The organism is uncultured Brevundimonas sp., from assembly GCF_947305955.1.
Lineage (GTDB): Bacteria > Pseudomonadota > Alphaproteobacteria > Caulobacterales > Caulobacteraceae > Brevundimonas.
In genome coordinates this window covers 1-22,406 of record NZ_CAMZFB010000047.1, presented here as the reverse complement: position 1 = coordinate 22,406, position 22,406 = coordinate 1, and the positions used below count along the sequence as shown (strand labels likewise).

Annotated in this window: 22 protein-coding genes; 8 read left to right on the top strand and 14 right to left on the bottom strand. The window is 60.7% G+C overall.

All coding sequences use genetic code 11. The features are described from left to right. Positions 1 to 63: 63 nt before the first annotated feature. The gene (locus tag Q0Y42_RS11560) at positions 64 to 261 is read left to right on the top strand and encodes a Trm112 family protein (protein ID WP_297803874.1); all 198 of its coding nucleotides are present in this window, start codon (positions 64 to 66) and stop codon (positions 259 to 261) included. 142 nt (positions 262 to 403) lie between these two features. Here the strand turns inward: Q0Y42_RS11560 and Q0Y42_RS11555 are convergent, their stop codons facing one another. Further along, complete coding sequence (locus tag Q0Y42_RS11555; protein WP_297803872.1) at positions 404 to 1,654, bottom strand: UbiH/UbiF/VisC/COQ6 family ubiquinone biosynthesis hydroxylase; 1,251 nt, start codon at positions 1,652 to 1,654, stop codon at positions 404 to 406. A 145-nt stretch (positions 1,655 to 1,799) separates the two neighbouring features. On the opposite strand from Q0Y42_RS11555, the gene Q0Y42_RS11550 reads away from it, so the two are divergent. The 3 genes from Q0Y42_RS11550 to xth all read left to right on the top strand — a co-directional run bounded on the left by Q0Y42_RS11550 (position 1,800) and on the right by xth (position 6,086). After that, a complete protein-coding gene (locus Q0Y42_RS11550; RefSeq protein ID WP_297803870.1) occupies positions 1,800 to 4,280 on the top strand; it encodes a DNA translocase FtsK in 2,481 nt (826 codons plus the stop codon). Between the two features lie 284 nt (positions 4,281 to 4,564). Next, the gene (locus Q0Y42_RS11545) at positions 4,565 to 5,197 is read left to right on the top strand and encodes an outer-membrane lipoprotein carrier protein LolA (RefSeq protein WP_297803868.1); all 633 of its coding nucleotides are present in this window, start codon (positions 4,565 to 4,567) and stop codon (positions 5,195 to 5,197) included. A 91-nt stretch (positions 5,198 to 5,288) separates the two neighbouring features. Next, a complete protein-coding gene (gene xth, locus Q0Y42_RS11540; protein ID WP_297803866.1) occupies positions 5,289 to 6,086 on the top strand; it encodes an exodeoxyribonuclease III in 798 nt (265 codons plus the stop codon). Between the two features lie 72 nt (positions 6,087 to 6,158). On the opposite strand, the gene Q0Y42_RS11535 is transcribed toward xth, so the two are convergent. The 3 genes from Q0Y42_RS11535 to Q0Y42_RS11525 all read right to left on the bottom strand — a co-directional run bounded on the left by Q0Y42_RS11535 (position 6,159) and on the right by Q0Y42_RS11525 (position 7,978). Next, a complete protein-coding gene (locus Q0Y42_RS11535; protein ID WP_297803865.1) occupies positions 6,159 to 6,713 on the bottom strand; it encodes a hypothetical protein in 555 nt (184 codons plus the stop codon). An 85-nt stretch (positions 6,714 to 6,798) separates the two neighbouring features. Next, positions 6,799 to 7,431 (bottom strand): LysE family translocator, encoded by a 633-nt coding sequence (locus tag Q0Y42_RS11530; RefSeq protein WP_297803863.1) that lies wholly within the window; start codon positions 7,429 to 7,431, stop codon positions 6,799 to 6,801. A 106-nt stretch (positions 7,432 to 7,537) separates the two neighbouring features. Continuing rightward, entirely contained in the window at positions 7,538 to 7,978 is a 441-nt protein-coding gene (locus tag Q0Y42_RS11525; protein ID WP_297803861.1) for a hypothetical protein, read from the bottom strand. Positions 7,979 to 8,115: 137 nt separating this feature from the next. Between Q0Y42_RS11525 and Q0Y42_RS11520 the strand changes: the two genes are divergently transcribed. Then, entirely contained in the window at positions 8,116 to 9,396 is a 1,281-nt protein-coding gene (locus Q0Y42_RS11520) for a PQQ-dependent sugar dehydrogenase (protein WP_297803859.1), read from the top strand. Between the two features lie 23 nt (positions 9,397 to 9,419). Here Q0Y42_RS11520 and Q0Y42_RS11515 read toward each other — a convergent pair whose 3' ends face one another. The 10 genes from Q0Y42_RS11515 to Q0Y42_RS11470 all read right to left on the bottom strand — a co-directional run bounded on the left by Q0Y42_RS11515 (position 9,420) and on the right by Q0Y42_RS11470 (position 19,379). Continuing rightward, entirely contained in the window at positions 9,420 to 10,649 is a 1,230-nt protein-coding gene (locus tag Q0Y42_RS11515) for an argininosuccinate synthase (protein WP_297803857.1), read from the bottom strand. Between the two features lie 165 nt (positions 10,650 to 10,814). Beyond that, the gene (gene metK, locus Q0Y42_RS11510) at positions 10,815 to 12,005 is read right to left on the bottom strand and encodes a methionine adenosyltransferase (RefSeq protein ID WP_297803855.1); all 1,191 of its coding nucleotides are present in this window, start codon (positions 12,003 to 12,005) and stop codon (positions 10,815 to 10,817) included. Positions 12,006 to 12,100: 95 nt separating this feature from the next. Further along, positions 12,101 to 12,571 (bottom strand): pirin-like C-terminal cupin domain-containing protein, encoded by a 471-nt coding sequence (locus Q0Y42_RS11505; RefSeq protein ID WP_297803853.1) that lies wholly within the window; start codon positions 12,569 to 12,571, stop codon positions 12,101 to 12,103. Then, entirely contained in the window at positions 12,502 to 13,089 is a 588-nt protein-coding gene (locus Q0Y42_RS11500; RefSeq protein WP_297803850.1) for a pirin family protein, read from the bottom strand. The genes Q0Y42_RS11505 and Q0Y42_RS11500 overlap by 70 nt, the downstream gene beginning before the upstream one ends. Positions 13,090 to 13,194: 105 nt before the next feature. Next, complete coding sequence (locus Q0Y42_RS11495) at positions 13,195 to 13,647, bottom strand: peptidase S1 (RefSeq protein WP_297803848.1); 453 nt, start codon at positions 13,645 to 13,647, stop codon at positions 13,195 to 13,197. A 247-nt stretch (positions 13,648 to 13,894) separates the two neighbouring features. After that, positions 13,895 to 14,575 carry a hypothetical protein gene (locus Q0Y42_RS11490; RefSeq protein ID WP_297803846.1) on the bottom strand — a complete coding sequence of 227 codons (681 nt, stop codon included), beginning with the start codon at positions 14,573 to 14,575 and terminating at the stop codon, positions 13,895 to 13,897. Positions 14,576 to 14,596: 21 nt separating this feature from the next. Further along, a complete protein-coding gene (locus Q0Y42_RS11485; protein WP_297803844.1) occupies positions 14,597 to 16,672 on the bottom strand; it encodes a hypothetical protein in 2,076 nt (691 codons plus the stop codon). Beyond that, a complete protein-coding gene (locus tag Q0Y42_RS11480; protein WP_297803842.1) occupies positions 16,654 to 18,189 on the bottom strand; it encodes a hypothetical protein in 1,536 nt (511 codons plus the stop codon). The genes Q0Y42_RS11485 and Q0Y42_RS11480 overlap by 19 nt, the downstream gene beginning before the upstream one ends. A 9-nt stretch (positions 18,190 to 18,198) precedes the next feature. Next, positions 18,199 to 18,732, bottom strand: a complete 534-nt coding sequence (locus Q0Y42_RS11475; RefSeq protein ID WP_297803839.1) for a hypothetical protein — start codon at positions 18,730 to 18,732, stop codon at positions 18,199 to 18,201. Between the two features lie 74 nt (positions 18,733 to 18,806). Next, entirely contained in the window at positions 18,807 to 19,379 is a 573-nt protein-coding gene (locus Q0Y42_RS11470) for a hypothetical protein (protein ID WP_297803837.1), read from the bottom strand. Positions 19,380 to 19,824: 445 nt separating this feature from the next. On the opposite strand from Q0Y42_RS11470, the gene Q0Y42_RS11465 reads away from it, so the two are divergent. The 3 genes from Q0Y42_RS11465 (at position 19,825) to Q0Y42_RS11455 (ending at position 22,360) form a co-directional block, all read left to right on the top strand. Beyond that, complete coding sequence (locus Q0Y42_RS11465) at positions 19,825 to 20,979, top strand: site-specific integrase (protein WP_297803835.1); 1,155 nt, start codon at positions 19,825 to 19,827, stop codon at positions 20,977 to 20,979. A gap of 23 nt (positions 20,980 to 21,002) precedes the next feature. After that, a complete protein-coding gene (locus tag Q0Y42_RS11460) occupies positions 21,003 to 21,968 on the top strand; it encodes a hypothetical protein (protein WP_297803833.1) in 966 nt (321 codons plus the stop codon). 248 nt (positions 21,969 to 22,216) lie between these two features. Next, complete coding sequence (locus Q0Y42_RS11455) at positions 22,217 to 22,360, top strand: hypothetical protein (RefSeq protein ID WP_297803830.1); 144 nt, start codon at positions 22,217 to 22,219, stop codon at positions 22,358 to 22,360. The last annotated feature ends 46 nt before the right edge of the window (positions 22,361 to 22,406 follow it).

Sequence of the window (22,406 nt, the reverse complement as noted above, 5' to 3'; positions counted from 1 at the left end):
GAGACGCCGCCGCGCTTGCAATAGCACTTGGCCGAAGAGGCAGGGCAGGGGTATAACTGCCTTATGAGCGAAGATTTCAAAACGCCCGTCACCGTGGACCCGCGCCTGCTGGAAGTCCTGATCTGTCCGGTCACCCGTGGTCGCCTGACCTATGATCGTGAGCGCAATGAACTGATCTCGCCGGGGGCCAAGCTGGCCTTCCCGATCCGCGAGGGCGTGCCGATCATGCTGGTCGAGGATGCTAGAAGTTTAGAAGACTAAACTTCTAGCTTTTTTAGTGTCGCACAAAGGGCCGCCAGCGTTGCTGGCGGCCCTTTTGCGGTGGCGCTGACGCGCCGCGCTATGCTCGCCCCGCGGGGGCTCGCGGCTTGAGCGCAATTTGGGGGGCGGGTTTAACCGCCCGCTATAATTTTTCGCCTTTGAGGAGGCGGGGCAAATCGCCTGTGGCACCTCCGGCTTCGTGCATGAAGGCGCGGCGCATGGGGCCGATGCGGTTGACCACAGCCATACCCAGATCGCGGGCGTGGCGCAGGGGGCCGAAATCGTTGGAGAACAGGCGCACGAAACCGTCAAAACCGGCGGCCAGCACAGCGTTGTCGAAGCGGCGCCAGCGGGCATAGCGTTCCAGCACCAGCTCCGAGCCGAAATCCTCGCCCAGTCGCATGGCGTCGGTCAGGACCTCGGCCAAGGCGGCGGCGTCCTTTAGACCCATGTTCAGACCCTGTCCTGCGACAGGGTGAACGCCGTGGGCCGCATCGCCCAGAATGGCGGTGCGCGGTGCGATCAGGTTTTCGGCCAGTTGCAAGCTCAGCGGATAGACAAAGCGCGGGCCCACCACCTCGACACCGTCCAGGAACTCGCCAAAGCGTCGATAAAGGTGGGCGTTGAAGGCTTCGTCCGAGCAGGTTTTCAGCGCCTCGGCACGGCGGGTGCTTTCGGTCCAGACCAGCGAGGCGCGCTGCTCCGTCAGCGGCAGGATGGCAAACGGGCCGTCCGGCAGGAAATACTCATGGGCGACATTGCCGTGGTCCTTGCCCAGTTTGACTGTGCAGACCACACCCGATTGGCCGTATTTCCAGCCGAGGGTGTCGATCTTGGCCTCGCGGCGAACGGTGGAGCCACGGCCCTCTGCCCCGACGACCAGCGGCGCTTCCAGCGTGCGTCCGTCGTTCAGGGTGACAATGGCCTGAGCCGTATCGGTCTTGACCGATTTCACCGCTGCGGGTGCGAGGATTTCGACACCGGCCTTGGGCAGGGCCTCGGCCAATGCCTGACGGATGCGGCGGTTCTCCAGCATATAGCCCAGCGGCTCGCCGCCGTTGCGGTCCCCGATTTCCTCTGCGTCGAAGCGGATGAAGGCGGGCGAGGGGGCGCGGGCCGAGGCGCTGGGGCGCTGTCCATCCGTCACCAGAATATGGTCCATCCGGCAGGCGTGCGGGCGCAGGGTCTCACCCAGTCCAAGCGCGTCCAGCATGCGGAAGGTGGAATAGGCGATGGCCGTCGAACGCCCGTCAAAGGTGGGGGCCAACTGGTTCTCGAAAGGTTGGGGATCCACCACCACAACCTTGAACCCACCCTGTGCCGCAGCCAGCGCGAAGGCTGCGCCCGCCAGACCTGCACCTGCAATGACGATGTCGTAATCGGAACCGCTCATGGGCCTTGTGTCGCCCTTTAGGGCGCAAAGGTCCAGAGCCGCGCGTGATTGATGGTCAAAGAAGGTCACGATCGACCGCTGGTAAATAGGCCGTTAACCCTGATCCGGCACAAGCGGAGGTTAGTTTTTGCCGGAGGTGCGCCTCATGACTGCTGCCGCGCTCGTAGAGAGAGCCTGGACCACGTTCCGCATCGTGTGGGCCGCGCCTTTTGCCGTGCGTGTGCGTGGCATTGTCCAGGCGGTCATTGCCGCTCTGGTGCTGGTGGCCATGGCGTCATGGAATGCCGCCGATCCCAGCTGGAACACAGCCTCGGCCCAGCCGGTGAAGAACTGGCTCGGCGGCGGCGGTGCCGTGCTGTCGGACATTCTGCTGCAGTCGCTCGGCATCGGGGCTTGGCTGGGCGTGTTGCTCTTTGGTGCTTTCGGCGTGGGCATTGCGCTGGGGGACTCCGTGCCTCACCGCCTGCATCCCACCCGTATGCGGATTTTTGCGGCGGTCAGTGGTGTTCTGCTGGCCTCGTCGGCCCTGTCGTCTCTGGCGGCTCCGGGGGTATGGCCGCTGGCTGCGGGCATGGGCGGCAACTGGGGCGACGGCCTCATCGGCCTGACGTCCAAGGGCCTGAGCGCGATCCACGTCCCCTATGCCCGTCTCATTCTGGGGGCGGTGTTCGGGGTGCTGGCGCTGTGGGCGCTGGGCTTTACGCTGGGTCTGCGCCTGCGGGACGTCTATGAGACCGCCGGCTGGGCCGCCGAGAAGGGCGCGACCGTCCGTGTCGCCCGTCCGGAAAAGGCGGCAAAGGCTGGCCGTGGCGCAAAGCCTGCCAAGGCCCAGCAAGCCCAGCGCAAGCCGCGCCACGTTCTGCCCGAACAGTTTGACGATGAACCGGAAGCCGCCGTTGCTGCTCCTGCCGGACGCGAGCCGCCGCATCCGCCCATTTCGGTCGCGCCAACTTCGGGTTCGCAAGCCGATGAGGACGACTTCTCTCCGCCGTGGGAAGATCCGTCTCCGGTCGCCCCGCCGTCCGCAAAACAGACCCGCGCCGCCGAACCCAAGGTTTCGGCGACCAAGGCTCCCAAGCCTGCCGTGGACGTCGATCAGCAAACCTTCCGCTTCGAACATGAGGGCGGGTTCGAACTGCCGTCGTTGGGCATCCTCGCCAAGCCGCAAAACCGTGGCGGCACGGTCGACGAACAGGCGCTGAAGGCCAACGCCAAGATGCTGGAGGAAGTCCTTCAGGAGTTCGGCGTGCGCGGCTCCATCGATCAGATCCGTCCGGGTCCGGTGGTTACCCTTTACGAACTGGTGCCCGCGCCGGGTGTGAAGCACGGCCGCGTCGTGGCGCTGGCCGACGATATCGCCCGCTCCATGTCGGCGCAGGCCTGCCGTATCTCGGTGGTTCAGGGGCGCAACGCCATCGGTATCGAACTGCCGAACGCCAAGCGCGAGACGGTCTTCCTGCGCGACCTGCTGGCGTCGTCCGAATACGATAAGAAATCGCACCTTTTGCCGCTGGCCTTGGGTGAAACCATCGGCGGCGAGCCATACGTTGCCGACCTTGCGCGCATGCCCCACCTGCTGATCGCGGGTACGACGGGCTCGGGTAAGTCGGTGGGCGTCAATGCGATGATCCTGTCGATCCTGTATCGCTACAGTCCCGCCGACTGCCGCTTCATCATGATCGACCCCAAGATGCTGGAACTGTCGGTCTATGACGGAATCCCGCACTTGCTGGCGCCGGTGGTGACCGATCCGAAGAAGGCCGTGGTCGCCCTGAAATGGACCGTGCGCGAGATGGAGGACCGCTATCGCCGCATGTCCAAACTCGGCGTGCGGAACGTGGCGGGCTACAACGAGCGTGCCCGCGAAGCACAGGAAAAGGGCGAGCATTTCGAGCGCACCGTCCAGACCGGCTTCGACGAGCAGGGTCGCCCGATCTACGAATCCGAAAAGATCCGTCCCGAGCCCATGCCCTATCTGGTCGTGGTGATGGACGAAATGGCCGACTTGATGCTGGTCGCGGGCAAGGAAGTGGAAGGCGCCGTCCAGCGTCTGGCCCAGATGGCCCGCGCCGCCGGTATCCACCTGATCATGGCTACCCAGCGCCCGTCGGTGGACGTGATCACCGGCACCATCAAGGCCAACTTCCCGACCCGTATCTCCTTCCAGGTGACGTCCAAGATCGACTCCCGCACCATCCTTGGCGAACAGGGCGGCGAGCAGCTGCTGGGGCAGGGCGACATGCTCTACATGGCCGGTGGTGGCCGCATCACCCGCCTGCACGGCCCGTTCGTGGGCGATCAGGAAGTCGAGGAAGTCTGTAAGCACCTGCGCATGCAGGCCGAGCCGGAATACCTCGACCTCATTACCGACGAGCCGGACGGCGACGGTGATGGCGCGTTCGGCGATGAAGGTGGCGGCGGTTCGGGCGATGACCTGTACGACCGTGCCGTGGCTATCGTCACCCGCGACCGCAAGGCCTCGACCTCCTACGTCCAGCGCCGCCTGCAGATCGGCTATAACCGCGCCGCGACCCTGATCGAGCGGATGGAACAGGAAGGCGTCGTCACCCCCGCCAACCACGCGGGCAAGCGCGAAGTCCTCGCCGGTCCGCCGCCTATTGTCTGACCTCGTCAGACAATAGGTTTTTTAGAGAGGGGCGGCTTTGCCGCCGCGCTAACGCAGGCCCGCGGGGGCCTGCTGCTTGAGCGCAAATAGGCACGGTACCTTTATCAGGAACGCCGCTGTCGCTTGGCCGTTTGGCTGTGCGACACCTGTGGGATGAACAGGCATAAATCTATCTGAACACCCCTTCATTCTGCCGCCGGAATATGGTCTGCGTTGCGTCATGAGGACGCCAAGCCGACGGGGCAGGGTGGGGGCCTCGATAATCCCGAACGGGAGATAATGACATGATGCTTTCCAGACGCGTTTTCGGATTTGGCGCTGCCGCCATTGTGGCTATGGCCTCCGCTCCGGCCATGGCCCAAGCCAACCTCTCGGCCGAGGATCAGGCGGTGCTGCGCGAGGCGCAGACCTATCTCACCAATCTGACCGCCGCGCAGGGCACCTTCGTCGAGATCGGCCCGAACAACCAGCGTCGCGAGGGCCGCTTCTGGCTGTCTCGTCCGGGCAAGATGCGTTTCGAGTACACCTCGCCCGCAGGCCTGCTGGTCGTGGCCGATGGCAGCAACGTCAACCGCTATGACCCGCGCCTTGAAAGCTTCCGTCAGGTGCCGCTGGCCCAGACGCCGCTGTCGACCTTCCTCGCCCGCAATGTGCGACTGGATCAGGGCGTCCGGATCGACCGCGTGACCCGCATGGCGTCCGGCGCCTATGCCATCACCGCGCGTGATGCCCGCCGCCCGAACGAAGGCTCGGTCATCCTGTCGTTTGCCGGTGGCCGTCTGCAGGAATGGACCATCACCGACGCGCAAGGTGCCCGCACCCGTGTGCAGCTGACGACGCTGCAACCGGCATCGGGTCTGGCCAACAGCCTGTTTGTCCTGCGCGATCCGACCCGCCGTCCGTCGCGTAACCGCTAAGCCCGACAGTAAGGCTTTTGATAAGGCGTCCGGTCTTCGTACCGGACGCTTTTTTCGCGCCTGTTTTTCGCGGCCCTGCTAAAGCGATGCCATGACCCTTCGCATCGTTTCCTGGAATATCAACTCGGTCCGCCTGCGCATCGATCAGGTGGCTCGTTTTGTCGCCGAATATGCCCCCGATGTCCTGTGCCTGCAGGAGATCAAATGCACGGAGGACCAGTTCCCCCGTAACGCCTTCATCGAAATGGGTCTGCCCTATATGATCATCGGGGGTCAGAAGGGCTGGCACGGCGTGGCGATTGCCAGCCGCTATCCGATCTCCGAGGCCCCCATCCTGGACGTCTGCCGCGAGAAGCACGCCCGCAACGTGGCGGTGATGGTGAAGGGCGTGGAGATCCAGAACTTCTATATTCCGGCCGGCGGCGACATTCCCGACCGCGTGCTGAACCCCAAGTTCGACCACAAGATGGACTTCTATGAGCGCCTGACCGCCGAGGCCAAGCGCCGTGACAAACAGGCACCGCTGGTGCTGGCGGGCGATTTCAACATCGCGCCGGGCGAATATGACGTTTGGAACCACAAGCACATGCTCAAGGTCGTCAGCCACACGCCGATCGAGATCGAGACCCTGTATCGCCTACAGGATGCGGGCGGTTTCTGTGACGTGCTGCGCGATCAGCATCCCGAGCCGATGAAGCTGGCCAGTTGGTGGAGCTATCGCGCCAAGGATTTCCGCGTGTCGAACCGTGGCCTGCGTCTGGACCACCTGTGGACCTCGCCGGGCCTGACACCGGCTGTCGTCAAACGCAGCGCGCGCATCTTCGACAACGTCCGCGAGTGGCAGCAGCCCAGCGACCACGCTCCCATCATGATGGAACTGGACGTCTGATAAAGCGACGCCCTGACAGCAGGACTGTCAGGGCGTGAAACCCCCTCGAGTGGGGCCTTCGGGGAGAAGCTTTTAGGAGGTCGGGCGCGTGACGCGACCCGACAGGTTCTCGATCACCTCGCGAGCGTTGAACGCATTGGCGTCCTCGGCAGGCTTGGGACCGCGACCCATTTTGATTTCGGCGGTGGCCTCGTAACGGTCAACGCGCTGGATGTCCACTTCCGGACCCCATGGCGAGCCCCACGGGCTCCACATGCCGCGATTGTAATAGCGCCAGCGCGGGCCCCAGTACGGACCGTAGCGGTTGTAGTAGAAGGGGTCGGGGTGGGCGACCAGACGGCTGTCACGATCGGTGGCGCGGTCAACAGTCTGGAACCAGTCATAGCCGTTCTCGACCGTCAGTTCGGCGGCGCGCAGCAACAGCGACATCTCCACGCGTTCGCGCGAGGTCAGCGAGTTGCCCGAGAAGCTGACGCGATAACGGTCCTGCTCAAGGCGTTGTTCGGCATAGCCGCCGCGCTGGCCATTATAGCCGGCGGGCTGGTACGGCGTGGCGGTGGCACAGGCACCCAGCGCCAGCGCGCCGAAGATGGCCAATGCGATGGGAGTTTTGCGAGCAATCTTCATGAAAGTCTCTCCTTGATCCCATTCAAGATCATGCCGTCTGAACGGCGTGTGAACGGCGGTGTTCCAAAGGTTGGATCTAGGTCTATCACAGGCGGGTCGCAATGAGCGCCGCGACCGATAGGAGCAGGACGCCGACGACGATATCAAAACCGCGCCGGAAGGCGGGCTTTTGCATCAGTCCTGCGATAGCGGCTCCGCCCAGTCCGTAACAGCTCATGGCGATGACATCGAAGCCGATGGTGGCTGCGCCCAAAAGCACAAGCTGTGGGCCAATAGGCCGGTCCAGAACAAGAAATGGCGGCAGGACGGCGGTGAAGAATAGGATCGCCTTGGGGTTGGCGATCTGGACCATGAAACCGTCCACGATCGGGCTGCGGCTCTTGGTCAGGACGGCCTGTGCGATGCCGCCCATTGGCTTGAAGGCCTTGATCAGCGATTTGATACCCAGCCACGCCACATAGAGCGCCCCGCCGATAGCGATCAGTTTGAAAGCGGCGGGAAAGGCTTTGACCAGCGCACCCAAGCCCAATGCCGCGGCCCCGAACCAAGTCAGGGTGGCCAGATTCATGCCCAGCACCGCCCACAGGGCGGCGGCCTTGCCGCGCTGCATGCCTGTGGCGATGGCAAAGACGTTGGCCGGTCCCGGCGTAAAGGCCATGACGGCCATGGCGCCGAGATAGGTCCCGTAAAGGTGGGGATCGACGGGGAGTGAGGACATGGCGTGCCTCTCTCCTGAGCGGGGGCGACGGTCAAGCGGCCAAGTGACTCCGCCCGTCAAATGTCGTTACCGGAGGCTGCACTGCAGTCTCCGGTAACATTAAAGCTTAGTCGGCTGCGTTCTGGGCGGCCGCCGCAAGGGTCGAAGCCTTGATCTGGGCAGGCAAGCCACGCAGGGTATTGTTGGTTACGGTTCGTGCCGTCTCCAGTTGGCTGCGCACAGTCTCGTCTTGCTGAGCGGCGATCTGGCCCGCGAAGAAGAGGTCCAGCTTGCCGGTGAAGGCTTCGATCTCCGGCTGATAGCGGGCAAGGATGCCATCCACGTCGGAAGAGAGTTTGTTGGCATCGGTGCCCGCCGCTTCGATCGCGGCCGACAGCTCTTCCTTCAGGGTTTCCATACGGGCTTCGAAAGCTTCGCCCAGAGCTTCCATCTCAGCCTCGGAGATGGTTTCGGCCGGAGCGACGGCAGCGGGAGCTTCCTGGAATGCCAAAGCCGGCGTGGCAGCAAAGGTGATGACGGCAGCGGCCAGCGCAATACGAACGGACATCGGATTTCTTTCAGGGCTCTCGCTGGGCCCGACAGGGGCGGACGATCCGCAGTTGCCGCCAGCTTAATCTTAAATATCGCCAGCGGGCATTAATTCGCGCTCAGTGTTCTGCGAAGCGGTTGCTGTGAGGGCTGGCCATGAGAAAAGCGTTCTACCTGTGCTTCTTGTCCGTAGTGGCCTTGGGACTGGGCGGGGCGGACCGTTCCAAGACCTTTTCAACACGCGGCACTTGCGACGGATATCGGGCGGTGAGCGTCGGCATGGTCCCGAACATGTGTATGGGTCTCGTCTGGCAGGGCGACGACGGCCCGCGGATGCCGCGCGACCTGTTGCCGCTATCCGATACCCGATGGCTCGTGACCGACCTTGGAGGGTGGGAGCGATCCAAGGGTGCGGTCTGGCAGATGGATATCGCCGCCGACCGTAGCGTGCGCTGGCGGAAACTGGTTTCCAACCTGTCCATGCCCCACACGATCGATCGGGGACCCGACGGGCGCATCTACATCTCGGAGATGAACAGGATACTGGCGCTGGACGCCGATGCGGCTGATCCTGAGCGCAGCCTGACGACGGTGGTCGGAGACCTGCCCGACAACCGGCTGCACGACAACCGCCATCCGCTGTCCAGCTTTGTCTTCGACACCAACGGCGACCTTTTGGTCAATGTGGGGGCACCCAGCGACCGTTGTCTGGATGGATCGGGCCGCCCGCGCACCAGCGCGAAAGGGCGCTGTGCCGAGGAGGCCGACACGGCACAGGTGCGTCGTCATGCCTATCTGGGACAGGGGCGGTGGTCCGCCGAAAGCACGGTCTTTGCTTCGGGCCTTCGCAACTCCATCGCCTTGGTGCGCCACCGGTCGGGGACCATCTTACAGGCCGAGAATTCGGTTGATCTGGAAGATCCAAACAATCCCTTCGAGGAGGTCAATGTCCTGCGGCAGGGCGGCCATTACGGCTGGCCCTATTGTGTGAACATGCAGACCCCCTTGCCGGGTTGGAGCGCGGCACAGGCGCGGTGTGGCCAACGGGACAGGCCTGTGGCCCTTATGCCGCCGCACGCGGCACCGCTGGACCTGATGTACTATTCAGGCGCGATGTTTCCGGAACTGGAAGGAAGGCTGCTCGTCACTTGGCACGGCTATCGCCGGACGGCGGGACGGATCATGGCCATCGAGACCAATGAGCAAGGCGTGCCGCTGACCGACATCAATGGCTATTACGCCATCTATCCGCGCGGGGCGCTGCGCTATCCGGCCAATACTCCCAGTGTCAGGGGCAGGATCATCACACCGGGCTGGGACCGCGTGGCGGGCCAGCATCCGCGCGGGACGCCTGTCGCCATGGCGGTGGCGGGCGATGGCTCCATCTGGGTCACAGATGACAAAAGCCGGGCGATCCTGAGGATCGCCCGGCCCTGAAAGTCCGACAATGCGGCGTCGGCTTAGCCGATGCGGTTGTCGCGCTTGGCCAGCACGCGCAGACGCAGGGCGTTCAGCTTGATGAAGCCTTCAGCGTCCTTGTGGTCATAGGCCACGGCACCTTCTTCGAAGGTGACCAGCTCTTGGTCATAGAGCGAGTTCGGGCTTTCGCGACCGATGACGGTGACATTGCCCTTGTAGAGTTTGACGCGGACGGTGCCCGAGACCTTCTCTTGCGACTTGTCGATGGCGGCCTGCAGCATTTCGCGTTCCGGCGAGAACCAGAAGCCGTTGTAAACGAGCGAAGCGTACTTCGGCATCAGCTCGTCCTTCAGGTGCATGGCACCACGGTCCAGCGTGATCGACTCGATACCGCGGTGGGCGGCCAGCATGATGGTGCCACCCGGGGTCTCGTAGACGCCGCGCGACTTCATGCCGACGAAGCGGTTTTCAACCAGGTCCAGACGGCCGATGCCGTTGTCGTGGCCCAGCTGGTTCAGCTTGGTCAGGATTTCGGCCGGCGACATGGCGACGCCGTCGATGGCGACCGGATCACCCTTTTCATAGGTGATGGTGATGACGGTGGCCACGTCCGGAGCGGCTTCCGGCGAGATGGTGCGCTGGTGCACGAATTCCGGAGCTTCGACCGACGGGTCTTCCAGAACCTTACCTTCCGACGAGGAGTGCAGCAGGTTGGCGTCGACCGAGAACGGGCTTTCGCCGCGCTTGTCCTTGGAGATCGGGATCTGGTGCTTCTCGGCGAAGGCCAGCAGGGCTTCGCGGGACTTGAAGCCCCACTCGCGCCACGGGGCGATCACACGGATGTCGGGGGCGAGACCATAGTAGCCCAGCTCGAAGCGGACCTGGTCGTTACCCTTGCCGGTCGCGCCGTGGCAGACGGCGTCGGCGCCGAGTTGCTTGGCGATCTCGATCTGGCGCTTGGCGATCAGCGGACGCGCGATCGAGGTGCCTAGCAGGTACTGGCCTTCATAGACAGTGTTGGCGCGGAACATCGGGAAGACGAAGTCGCGAACGAACTCTTCGCGCAGGTCATCGATGAAGATGTTCTCTTCCTTGATGCCGAGCTTCAGGGCCTTTTCCTTAGCCGGAGCCAGCTCTTCGCCCTGACCGAGGTCAGCGGTGAAGGTGATGACTTCGGCGCCGTATTCGGTCTGGAGCCACTTCAGGATGATCGAGGTGTCGAGGCCGCCCGAATAGGCGAGGACGACCTTTTTAGGAGCAGGGAGGCTCATCGTCGGCAAATCCTTGAGAAAGGGAGCGCCCTTACAGGCGGGGTTGTCGCGCTTAAAAGACCTATGACCCCGCGATGCAAGCGGATGTTGGCCAACAGGCGGCAAAAAAGAAGGCACAGCGCTTTAAAAACGCTGTGCCTTCATCATCTTGGGCCGGATACGACCTTAGGCGACCAGCGCTTTCAGCTTGTCGACCAGATCGGTCTTCTCCCACGAGAAGCCGCCGTCGGCCTCCGGCTGGCGACCGAAGTGGCCGTATTTGGCGGTGCGCTCATAGATCGGCTTGTTCAGGCCGAGGTGCTCGCGGATCGAGCGCGGGGTCGCGCCACCGATCAGGGCCGGCAGTTCCTTTTCAAGAATGGCCGGATCGATCTTGCCGGTACCGTGCAGGTCCACGTGGACCGACTGCGGCTTGGCGACACCGATGGCGTAGGACAGCTGGATGGTGCAGCGGTCGGCAAGACCGGCGGCAACCACGTTCTTGGCCAGATAGCGTGCGGCATAGGCGGCCGAGCGGTCGACCTTGGTCGGGTCCTTGCCCGAGAAGGCACCGCCGCCGTGCGGGGCTGCGCCGCCGTAGGTGTCGACGATGATCTTGCGACCGGTCAGGCCGGTATCGCCGTCCGGACCGCCGATTTCGAAAATGCCGGTCGGGTTGATGTGCCAAACGGTCTCGTTAGTGATGAAGCCCTGCGGCAGGACGCTTTCAACGACCGGACGCACAATGGCGGCCACTTCGTCCTTCTTGCCCTTGGCGTGTTGGGTCGAGACGACGATCGAGGCCGCGCGCACCGGCTTGGAGTTTTCATAGTGCAGGGTGACCTGCGCCTTGGCATCCGGCTCCAGGATCGAGCCGCCGGCGTGGCGGATTTCCGCAAGCTTCTTGAGGATGTTGTGGCTGTAGGCGAGGGTGGCCGGCATCAGTTCCGGCGTCTCGTTCGAGGCATAGCCGAACATGATGCCCTGATCGCCCGCGCCTTCGTCCTTGGTGTCGGTGGAGTCGACGCCCACGGCGATGTCAGCCGACTGGCCGTGCAGGTTGTTCTGGAAGGTGAAGTCTTTCCAGTGGAAGCCGTCCTGCTCATAGCCGATCTCGCGCACGACGCGACGGACGGTGTCCTCGATTTCTTTTTCGATGTTTCCAACCCAGGCGTCGTTCTCCCAGATGCCCTTGCCGCGGATTTCACCGGCCAGCACCACCAGTTGCGTGGTGGTCAGGGTTTCACAGGCAACGCGAGCTTCCGGGTCTTTGGACAGGAAGAGGTCAACGATGGCGTCGGAAATCTGGTCCGCAACCTTGTCGGGGTGACCTTCAGAGACGCTTTCGGACGTGAACTGGAAAGAAGAACGGGCCACGGGTCGGCTCCTGAATGATGCTATGCACGCAGACATATAAAGATATGCTTATACGTGCAAGTCATTGCCGACCCGTGACCCGCCTTAGCGGGACCTTAACTTGCCGGCGGCGTCACACGACGACCGTCGGGATATCGGATAAAGCGGCCCTCATCCGCATCATGGGTTTGGGCATGTGACGGCCAAGGCCAGCGACCAAAGCCTTCGCTTTGGTAGCGCGTGACCGTCTCGATCATTTGCTCATTGGTGTTCAGAACGAACGGACCGCGTGCCACGACCGGAGCCTCGATCGGCTTCGACTGCAGCAACAGGATACGCACGCCCTGATCGCCATCGTTGCGAATGGTCGTCACGCGCGAGGCATCGAGATTGGCCAGATGGTTGGCGGGCAGGACATTGCCGTCAAACGTGGCCACACCTTCATAAATATAGGCGCGGCGCAAAGCCTCCATCGATGCGGTCGGCAGGGTGATGCTGCCGCCCTTCTCAATGTCGATCAGCCAAATGGCCAGCTCGTTCGCCGGATTGGCAGCCCACGATGCCGACGGCGGTGCCAGAGGACGCACATCGCCGAACGGTCCGGCGATGACGGTGACCTTGGCGGCGGCCTCGAAATGCTCACGGGGATATTCTCGGCCCAGAACATTTCAAAGTCCGGCTTGGCCGATTTGCCTTCGGGCGGAAGGTTCAGCCAGATCTGGAACATCTCCATGGTGTTGGGCTTGTCGGTGTGGATCAGCGGGAACATTTCGCCGTGCTCCACGCCGCCGCCGGTGGTCAGCCACTGGACGTCGCCTTGGCCATAGCGGGCCGCAACGCCGAGCGAGTCGGCGTGGTCCACATAGCCTTTCAGGACGATGGAGACGGTTTCAAAGCCGCGGTGCGGATGTGCCGGAAAGCCCGGAACGTGTTCGCCATGGTACATACGCCAACCTTGGCCTTCCTTGGCCCGGTCCTCCGGCTTGATGCCCAGACGACCGTCACCGGCAGGGTGGTTGTCGACGTGGTGAACGGCGAACAGAAACGGGTCCAGCCCTTGCCAAGGGCTTTCCAGCGGTTTGGTGCTGATGACGCTTTGGGTCATGGGGTGATCTCCTATGTTGGAAAATAGGTAATCACGTCTGTTGCAGTTTCAAGGTGCAAAACGCCCCTGCCGAATGACAGGGGCGCAAGCAGGAATAGCTAGGGCTTAGCGTTCCGAAACCACGAAGGTGGCATCGGCCTCGCGGCCATTCACAACACCGATCCAAACGTCATAGACGCCGCTTTGCGGACGGTTGAAGCGGTACTCGGCATCCAGATCGCCGAAGCTGTCGTCATCGCAGTACCAGCGACCGTCCGGACCGTTGATCACCAGAGTGGTGTCAGCCGTTGATACGCTGCGGAAGATCAGCGGATTGCTGCCGGCCGTATAATTCACACGGAAATCCGGCGGCGTGCCGATGTTGCCGGTGCAGGAGCCGGGCAGGGAAGAGGCGTCGTTCGGGCCACCCCCACGGAAACGGCGCTGGAAGGGCGCACCATCATCGAACCCTGCACGCAAGGTCGTCTCGCCAAACACCGGGCTAGCCGACGGATCCTGAGCCAGAGCAGGGGCCGTCGCCATGATGGCAGCAACAGCAACAAACACGGTCTTCATCATAACCAAGCTCCCCAAAGTCCAAGCCCGGGCACCGCCGCCAAGGCATCACATGCACGACCGACAAGGTCGTTCGCAAAGGACATAACGGTGCCGGATGCCAAACGCAGCGCCATATTTATGGGAGGAAACGGTGGGGTAGCCTCGCTTAGTGTCGCGTAGTCGGAAAGAAATTATAGACACAAATTGAATGCACTTCCTCTCACTGCACGACGCTGCTGTGAGAGGAAGTTTCAAGTTCAATCGAAGGTTAGCCGAACAGATCGTCGGTTACAGGTTTGGCATCCGATGCCGACGGATTGGCAGGTACTTCCACTCCACCCTTGCTGAGCAAGGCGCGCATTGGGCCGGCCATCGAACGGGTTGCTTGAACCTGATCTGTTAAGAGCCCGCCTAAGGTACGAAGCTGTCCTAAGCGGGTCACCTGCATAGGGTTTGTGCCGACACTGCGGATCATGCCAGGCGCCTGTTGAGCGAGATCGGCGTTTCGGATCATGCCGATAGAGAAATTGTAGGCCGCCGTGAGCATGAGCTGTTTCTGCCTTGCATCGGCACGATCATAGATGGCTTGCAGTTGTTCGGCGTCTGCTGCGTTCTGATTGATCGTGGCAATATTCGCGTCGAACTGCGCCTTTTGCGCCTGCAGATCGCCAGGGCTTGAAGCTGTCTCGATGGCATCAATCTGAGCTTTGAGGGCATCCTTGTTCGGGCTTTCCGATGCCGCCGAAGCGATCAGCGCCGCGGCTATCATCACCAGTTTGGTTGTCTCAGTGGCTTCGGCGACGAAAGCCTCCGGGGTGGAGGCTGAAGCCCTTCCGGCACCCGGCAAGACGTTACGCAGATTACCGAGTTGGGCATAAGAGGGTGTAGCCATGGCCGCCATCACGGCTGCGGCGCTAAGGCATGCGATATATCGAGAAGCTGATTTCACAGGGACGTCTCCGAACATTTATTATTGTGTGGGGTTGAGCGTTCTGGCGGTGCCAAGCGCCAGCGCACTGGCGAAAGTCGCCAGGTCGATCTGTAGGGATCGGTTTCGGTAATCGGGCGAAGCAGCGCTGGGGACGGCTGTGGCCGTCAGAGACTGTTTCATCGTCTGCAGGCCGACGCGTTCACCGTTGCGTTTCAGTTGGTACGCGACGGTGAGTTCATAGGTATCCTGAACGAAGTTGCGGCCTGCCTCCCTCTGTCCTTGTGCCGCAAGGCTGTGGGCGGCATCGAAACAGATGTCGCTTCGAACCGGTGATAGGGCTGGAAGGTCGCGATAGGCAGGAGCGATGGACGACAGGCCGAGGTAGGCTGCTTCATGCGCAAATTCGGCGGGATGAACCGCACCGGAGAATCCAGCCGCAAACCTGTTGAAGCTGATGGCGGAGAACAGTGGCTGCTCGATTCCGCGGAAAACGACATTGGGCGCACCCGTTGCCGTCAGACAGGGCGTATAGCGGTAGCGAGACGCCGAAAGACTGCCGATGGTGTTGTGGGCGATTTGATCGCCGCGTCGAACACGGCGGATTTCGACGCCGGACTGTCTTGCAGTCGCGACACCATTACCGAAGTCAACGACTTCAAGTGCGGCAACCGGCACCCACACATCACCCTGAATGCCGGATACTCTCCCGATGGATCTTACGGCGTGGGCATCCTGTCCCATGCCAAGGGCACCGGTCGGATCACTGATGACCACTTCGCTATCACTACTGGAGGCGACTTGAAGTCGTGTCCGAGATGGTGTGAAGCCCGTCCGGAGTGCTTGTGCGGCCCTAAGCATCGCGTTTCGTACGGCAACGTCGCGGCGCTGTTCCGTGGACGGTGCCATGCCGTTGGTGATGTTGTCGATCTGCTGATCGGCACCTTCGACGGCATACACCACGCGTCCGTCATGGCTGACGACTTCCATAAAAACCCGGGCGTCTTGGACGCGCCGTTCGACACCTGTCACGTTGGTTGCGGACTGGATCGGGTCCAGCGGTGCAATGGTAACGCGCAGAAAGTAGTCGGGCAGGGCCGGAGGGCGACTTTCGACCCTTGAAGCATTCAGCAACGGCCCGCGGATGGAGGCCACCGCAGGATTAATCTGGACCAGCGAGAAGCCTCCCGCTGCGCTCAAGGCCTCTTCGGCGATGGTCGAGGCGTAGCTGTGCGGAAAGCCTTCGTGGGTGTCAGCAATGACAACCAGCAGCGAGGGTTTGTTCAGGGCATCAACCGGTTGCGCAATATAGCGCGACAGCGTTTGGCCGACTGCTAACTGGTCGAGCGCAGGTTTGACGAGGGCATAGTGGGTGTCGGCAAACTCTACCCGGGCGTCGGCTCCGATTTGGTCACCCTCGCGCAGCCCCTTCTGCAGGCCTGCATCGATGATGAAGAGCTCACCACTGCGTCCCCGTACCTGTGCTGTGACAGCAGAGGGCTGGAAGCGCGCGCTGGTCTCGTCAATCAACCGGACCAAGGCCGCATCGAACTGCTGGTCAAACTGGCGAACGGCTTCGGCCTGGTAGTTCGCAGGATCCATTAGACCCTGAACATTATTGGTGACCGTGTGTGCGAACATGGTTTCACCGGTAAGCACATTGGTCATCAGCAAGGTCAGCGTGATTGGCATATTCACTTCGACCACGCTGGGCTTACGGACAGTCCAGATGTCTGCCCGCGAAACATGAAGCGACGCCACCAAGGTCCGTGACATCATGGTTTCACGGGTCATGCCCGTCGGTGGCGGCGTCCCAACATCGGCAACGATACGAGCCTTGGTAAACCGCTCGCCCAATAATGTGCTGAAGCGGTGGCCCCAGTATTGGCGACGCTCGATCGGTCCCAGACGGTCACAAAGGAATCTGGAAATCAGGTTGTCTGTTCGTCCACTTGAACCGCAGACGGATTCTTCCGGGCCGAACAAGCCGGAGATCGGGTGTACCCCGAGGGTGCCGCTGTCCGATGATGCATGTGCCACCGAATGACCCAATGGCGCGACGGTTAGACCCGCCGCGACCACCATGGCCCGGAGCGATATCAGCAGCCGTTCAGACACAGCGTCACCTGCTGGGGAGCGGTCTGCGACTGCATGTTGGTGAAGGCGGGATTGCTCCTCAGCCGCTGGTAAAGGGCTAGATGCAGGGGCGTCGATCCAGAATAGCGGACGTGGATATTGATCTGGTTGGTGTCCTGCCCAAGGAAGGCGTGTTGATCGATGCCCTGAATAGACGCGAGAGCATCCATAAGGTCCGCTTGGATGCCCATGTTGAGGTCGTTGCCACGAACAGTCAGCGTATATTGCGCGGGGCCTGTTGCGGCTTCGACAGCGGCGGTTTGAGCCCGTCCGACATTGCGCCATTCACGCTGGATTTGCGGCCCCAGAGCAGCAGCGACCTGAGAGGCCAGATTGGCGGTGAGGCGGTTTTCGCAATCCGAGCTATTGCGGCCGGTACCCGTAGCTTCGCGGAAAGCCGAACCGATGTTTTGGCCTGTAGCGGTGTTGTAGGCGTCGGCGTTGAATGCCCCCGAACATTCGACCTCGCCCGTCGCAGGATGGCGGCCACCATGATTGATTTCAAGCGCACCGGACATGAAGAACGGGGCGGACTGACTGTTGGCATATTGGAAGAAGGCGTTGAGACCGCCGCTGGCCTGCAATTCACTGAAGAGGGGAGTGGGGCCGGGGCGGAAGGCCGCCAGCATCGGCGTTACACTCGACGTGCTGATGTCGAAGTTGATCATGCCTTCGGTCAGCGCAGAGATGGCCGCGCGTCCCGTCGCGCTGTTAGCCGCGCTCTGATAGGTTACGCGCTGACGGAAGCGGACGTTGTCGTGGGAGCTCGCCTGCACGTTGGTACGGTCAATCGACGAAGTGTCGTTGGAATAGGCCGAGGCTGATCGCGAAGATTGGGCGCTTGCGCTGCGGCCCGAGCCACGAACGGCTGCAGAGCCGTAGTAGTCGCTGGCTGCTCCGGCGTAGTTGCTTTGGGATGTGCGACCCGAGGCGGATGACGCAGAAGAAGCGGCCCGTTCGCGGTTGTTATACGCCGATACAGATTGGTCGCTGTAAGAAGCGCCGCTATCGCGGTCATACTCGGTGACGACTTCTGCAGGCTGGCTAAAGTCTGGCGCACGCCCGATGGCTTCGTCGATCATGATGACGATGCGTTGCTGGGTCCCGCCGCTGCGTCGAGATGACGAAGAGATGCCGAGATCGTCCAGCGCACTTTGGAACCACTGCCGGTCGATGCTGGCCGTCAGGGTTACATTGAACATATTGCCGACACGCTCTGACGAGCGGTCCACGATCATGTCGTTACGGATCTGGGTGGCCAGTTGATTGACGGCGTCCGGCGACAGCTCGCCCATGCGTTCCGCACCAATAACCTGACGGGCAAAGGCGCGGACAAGATCGGCTTTGGCCAATGCTTCCGCTTGCGCGCGGGTGGCATTGGTGTCGCGGCCTACTGCCGCCGATCCGGAGCCGGAAACCTGGCTGGAAGATTGCGCATAGGCAGCCGTGCTCAGGGCCGCGACCGCTGCGGTCGCGACATAGAAATATCTATGGGTCATGAAGGTCTCTTAGTGTCGGGTGTCCAGAACCAGATCGCCGGCCCGGATTACGTCGCCGCGGGTACTCTCGATGATTTCCACATCACCGGCGCGGATGTAGTTGGTAGTGTCTCTGGGACGAGAAGCGCGAGCTGCCGTGGAGCGCGAGCGATATTTCGCAAACGCGCTATGACTGCGAACATTGTCGAACACAGGCTCGGCCAGAACCTTGGCCAAGTCAGGCAATCCTGTAGACACAGCCCGCTCTAGCGCGTCGGCTGCGGCAACTGGATCATTCAACTTGGCCTGAGCGCGAGCGGCAGCGGTGTGGATGCGATAATCGCCCGGATATTTGATTTGAGCGTCTGCGGCCAAGCGCGCGGCTTCGCCATAGTTCATGCGCCCCATTTGGTCATTAATGGATGCCAGCATTTCATCAGCCGATAGAACCGTTTGAGGTTGTTCCGGAGCCGGCTGCTGCGCGTCAATCTTACACGCAGACAATGCAGTTGCTGACGCCGCCAAGGTAAATACCAAGGCGATTTTCACGATGTTGCGGTTCATTTATTCTTTGCTGCCCTTTTTGGGACTGTATTTGATTAAAATCTTACGCAAAAACTAAAGAGACTGCCTGTTTGTTAGCAGTATAATGACGACAGAGCCGCCGACGATCCTCTTCCTGTCATCTCAAAAGACTCGTCGTTGGGCGCAAATTGCACACTGATGGAGTAGGCCCGCTTTAACGCGTCGACGATCGGGCAAGTCGCGTCATGAGCGGCATTTGGGCTCATGCGGCTTTGGTTGTAGTAGGCAAAGCTAACGACAAGCTCACCTTCTTCGCCGGCTGCCATACTTGATGTCACAGCCGGAAAACGTCGGCCGTCGACGATCAGGACAACTTGGCGGCCAAGGTCTCGGTTAAAGTACCTGCGATAGTGGGGCAGGAAGTCATCGTAAATGAAGTGGCTGTAGGTGAAAGAGATATCGGCATCTTGCCCATTGGCGGACACATAACCGCTGACCTCGAGACGCCCCCATCCACCTTCGGCCTGGGTTTCAACAGTACCGCCAAGGCCCTCGTCCGAGGGCGTCCAGGCAGAATATTCAATCAGGCCATCAGGATCATTGACCGGAAACTGCTGCGCAAAAGAAGGCGACGATGTCACCAGCGCTCCGGCCAGAATGAAACATCCTAGCTTGGTTAAACCCATACCCCTCTCCCCCAAGAGTTTGCCTAGCTGTCAAAACGGAGGATGGTTGGGGAACGGTTATAAAAGAATAAACATTACGTACCGATGTTACGCCAATTTGAAGGCGGTGCTGGCATCGATGAGGGCGGCGGGCTCTCTAGAGCCACTACAAATGAATTGTATCTGTGAGCCCGTCAGTTGAAAAACTGATTACACGCACGAGATAGCGTTAGCCCAACTTCTTACTGTCTGGAGGTGGTGCCGCTTACGTGACTCGAACACGTGACCCCCGCATTACGAAAACGGAAGTCGTTTGCACCACTGAATGCGATCTGGTCCTACTAACCTAATAAAATCAATCAGATGGTCGTGCCGTTCTACGCTTAAGCACGCCCAGATACGACGCTCTACGATCACCGCTGCTACCATATTGCTGCAAAAGCGAGGCTGAGCGAGAGACTTGGTGATGAAGACCAAGTTCACACAAACCACCGTATCGAAGCTCCCATTGAACACCATCAGTTGGGACACCGAAGTGCCCGGCCTAGGCATTCGTATTAGTCCGGCAGGCGTGCGGACCTTCTTCTTTCAGTTTCGCGTAGGGCCTCGCCAGGGGAAGCTGACCATTGGCCGCTATCCGGATTGGGCAGTCGAGGCGGCACGGAAGCAGGCGAGGGAATACCGCGTCCTAGTGGACAAGGGCGAAGACCCCCAGCGCCGCTCTAAAGCTCTGTTGGTAGACAATACAGTCGGTGCATATGCGGAGCTATATCTCGAGGGCTACGCTAAGCGCCGGGGTCTTTCGGCCTCGACTGTTCGTGACGCTCGACATGTCCTGTCGAGGTTTGTCTTGCACCGATATGGCCGTCGGCAACTGTCCGAGATCAAGGTGTCGGATGTCGAAGAGATTATGGACCATGCCAAAACAAACGCAGGGCCGGCTCAAGCTAATCGTGTCAAAGCAACGCTTAGCAGAATTTTCACTTTGGCCATCCGTAACGAAGTCGTCACCTTCAACCCATGCACGGCAGTCCCTAATATCCGGATTGAACGCCGCTTTTCATTCATGTCGCCCGATGAAGTTGCGCAGCTATTGGATGCGTGTGACCGGTATCCCGATCAAATAGCCGCCAACGCTATCCGGCTGTTGCTGTTTACGGGAGCGCGTCTCCGAGAGGTCCTGAGATCGGATTGGAGCCAGTTTGATCTAAAGAAGGGCACATGGACGCGCCCTTCGTCGCACACCAAGACGAAGCGTAGCCATTCTATTGCTTTGCCAGCGCCGGTTATGACGATCCTGCTCGAAATGAGAGATCACGATCCGACGGGCCAATTTTTGTTTCCTGGTCGGAGCGGGGCGCAACCGCGTTCAGACCTGAAGCGGCCTTGGGCTTGGGTGCTCCAAGAGGCTGGTATCGGTCATTGGCGCATTCATGACCTCCGCAGGACCACGGCTAGTTTCATGCTTTCGACGGGTGCTGATATCTCCGCCGTGGGCAAAACACTAGGTCACACCCAAGCTCAGACAACGGCTTCCTACATGCAGCTTCATTCAGGTGCGCAGCAGCAAATGTTGTCGTCTGCGGTCTCGGCGATGCAGGGTGCAAGGGCAGGGCGCTGAAGATGTATCGTTCAGATCAAACAATGCCACAAGCCACTGCATCAGAATGGGAGCAGAGGATACTGCTGGCTAAGCCCTTGTGGCGTCAGCAGTGGGCAAAGAGGATGGCCGCTGAAACGCGTCGCCTGCCCAAGCCCATTTCCGAGATGGATCGCTTCCGGATCGTCAAGCTTCTGGCTGTCGAACTTGGAAACACTGAAGCTGGAGCAATCCTTAGGCGTGGGTTTAAACGAGCGAGTGCCGCGAAGCGACTGGGCCTCTGCAAGCTAGAAGAAGAGGTTGAAGCGGCGCAGATCCATTTGGCCAAAACTGCGAAGGCGAGCCAGAAATCGTCGCCACGTAGGTTGGCTGAAAAGGACCGGAAATACGTGGATTTGCTAGGACGGCTGGAGAAATCCGGTGACCTAAAAAATAGACGTTTAGTAGTCGAGGAAATCAAAAAAGAAATAGGTAATTACAAGGTGCCTGATTGGAGAAGGGCAACCATATCGTTGAAGCTCCTAGCCTTGTGTATCGAGGTTCATAAGCGAGGTGGGATAGCCTTCACACTAAGGTTGTCGAATGACGTAATCAAAAGAAGTGAAGAGGATGGAAGGGGGCAAGTCTCCTACCTTCAGGACAGGATCAGAAAGAACCTGAAAGCTGTCTTTGGTCACTGTCCCGACTTTTGCTTCATCATGGAGAAAGACACCCTCAGCCCGCTCCACCTTCATGGGGTAATTGATATCAGGACAGACGATCCTAGAAAGTTGGATGCCGAGAAGGCTCTGATGAGGGCCGGAGGCTGTTGGACGTCAACTAACGCCCACCTCTATCAAAATCGGTTCGATGATCTTTATGGGCCCTATGGGTGGGCTTCGTATCTCTCGAAGGCGATACTCGTGACCCGACTTGAAGTTTCGTCAAAGCTTTTCGGAGTCACCAGTGGACTTCGCACGGTGGTTGAGGGGGAGTGGGCTTCGCTTAGAGCCACCTTGCCTCAGACCTAGAAGAGAAGTCCTAGAAAATCCCGGGTGAGCTTCACCCGGGTCCCTTCATTCCGCCGGAAGATAGGCTTTAAGCCTTATACCACCCTACCCATAACAAGCCCCTGAATAGTCAGCGTTTGTCTACTATTGTTCTACCGGTGCATGCTTGCCGTTGTTGCGCTCACATGGGGCCAACTCGTTTGTGCTGAAGCCAGAACCAGAGCGACTCTCGCTTGCTATGGTCCTTCAGTGTCAAAGAAGGAAGCAGCATGAACCACTATAATCTCTCGACCTGGGTCGGCGATCAAATGACGGCCTATGAGCCGCTTCTGGCAGCCGGAGATGAAATGGCCATCTCGTTCACGCAAGGTGTTCTGACGGAGCGGACCAAGGGGCGGGAACAAGTGACGTGACCCCCTGAAACTCCTCCAGGAATAGCTAGAGTCCGCCCTAACGAAG